Source organism: Halogeometricum sp. CBA1124 (genome assembly GCF_009741955.1).
Classification (GTDB): domain Archaea; phylum Halobacteriota; class Halobacteria; order Halobacteriales; family Haloferacaceae; genus Halogeometricum; species Halogeometricum rufum.
On sequence record NZ_WPCD01000357.1, the window covers coordinates 1 to 1,425 of the forward strand.

At 68.0% G+C, this 1,425-nt stretch carries 1 protein-coding gene and 1 pseudogene; one reads left to right on the forward strand and one right to left on the reverse strand.

Going from position 1 to position 1,425, the window contains the following annotated elements; translation table 11 throughout:
* Positions 1-454: TrkA C-terminal domain-containing protein (locus GJ632_RS21460; RefSeq protein WP_197428154.1), on the forward strand; the 454-nt coding region annotated here is incomplete at its 5' end.
* A 36-nt stretch (positions 455-490) separates the two neighbouring features.
* Here GJ632_RS21460 and GJ632_RS21465 read toward each other — a convergent pair.
* Positions 491-1,425, reverse strand: a pseudogene (locus GJ632_RS21465) (TrkH family potassium uptake protein); the annotation flags it as partial.

A 1,425-nucleotide genomic window follows, 5' to 3' on the forward strand; every position in this document is an offset into this window, starting at 1 on the left:
CGTCGTCGTCGCCGCCCTCGACTCCGACCAGAACAGCCTCTTCGCCGCGCTGGTCGCGAAGCGACTCGGCGCGAAGCGGGCCGTCGCGGTGGTCGAGGACGGAGACCACCGGGACCTGTTCGAGACGGTCGGCGTGGACGCGGCGGTCAACCCGCGCGTCGTGACCGCGGAGGAGATTACGCGGATCACGCGCGAGGAGACGGCCGAGAAACTCACGTTCATCGAGGACGACCGCGCCGAGGTGTTCGAAGTGGAGGTGGACGGCGACAGCGTGCTCGCGGGGCGACCGATTCGGGAGTCCGTCGCCGACCTCCCGCGGGGCGTCGTCGTCGGCTCGATAGTGCGGGACCGGGAGTTGGTCTCGCCGCGCGGCGATACAGTCGTCGAAGTCGGCGACCACGTCGTCCTCTTCGTCGACTCGTCCGTGGCGGAGGAAGTCACCGCCGCCGTGTGAGGTCGGCGGCTCGCCGCTACCCGCCGACGCCGTCGCTCACGCGCGCCAGTACGACGGCGTGAACACGATGAGGACGGACAGAATCTCCAGTCGGCCGATCCACATCAGGACGACCATGTAGAGCTTCGAGAACGGCGAGAACGGCAGGAAGTTGTTCATCGGCCCGACGACGCCGACGCCCGGGCCGATGTTCCCGAGGGTGGCGATGGAGGCGCTCACGGCTTCGATGGCGCTGAGTTCGAGGCCGACACGGAGGCTGTCGAGGTAGAGGACGACCGTCGAGAGGGCGAAGATGGTGACGAACGTCATCGTGAAGACGAACAGGCCGCGGACGGTCCGCTCGTCTATCACCTCGTCGGCCAGTCGGACCGGTCGCACCGCGTCGGGGTGGACCGAGGTGAACAGCTCTCGACGGATGGTCTTCTGGACGAGGTACCAGCGGATTATCTTGACCGACCCGGCCGCCGACCCGGCGGACCCGCCGAGGAACATGGCGAACAGGAGGATGAGCTGCGCCGACTGGTCCCACGTGTTGAAGTCCATGCTGGCGTACCCCGTCGTGGTGACCACCGCCGCCGTCTGGAAGGCGGCCTGTCGGAGCGCGTGTTCGAGGTGCCCCGGAATCGGCGCGACGTTCGACGGCGACACGTCGAGGCCGAGCCCCGTGAACAACAGGACGACGAAGACGCCCGTGACGGCCAGCATCGCCGCCAAGTACGCCCGGAACTCGGTGTTCCCCGTCAGCCGCCTCGGTTCGCCCATCAGGACGTACCAGAACAGCGCGAAGTTCGTCCCCGCGACGACCATGAACAGGGTGATGGCCCACTGAATCGCCGGCGAGAACGCTCCGCGCTCCGCGCTTCGGGGGAGGAACCCGCCCGTCGGCCATCGTCGTCAACGCGTGCGCGACGGCGTGTAGAGGTCCATGTTCGGTGCGAAGCCGGCGAGGTGGAGGCCGTAGTAGACAGACC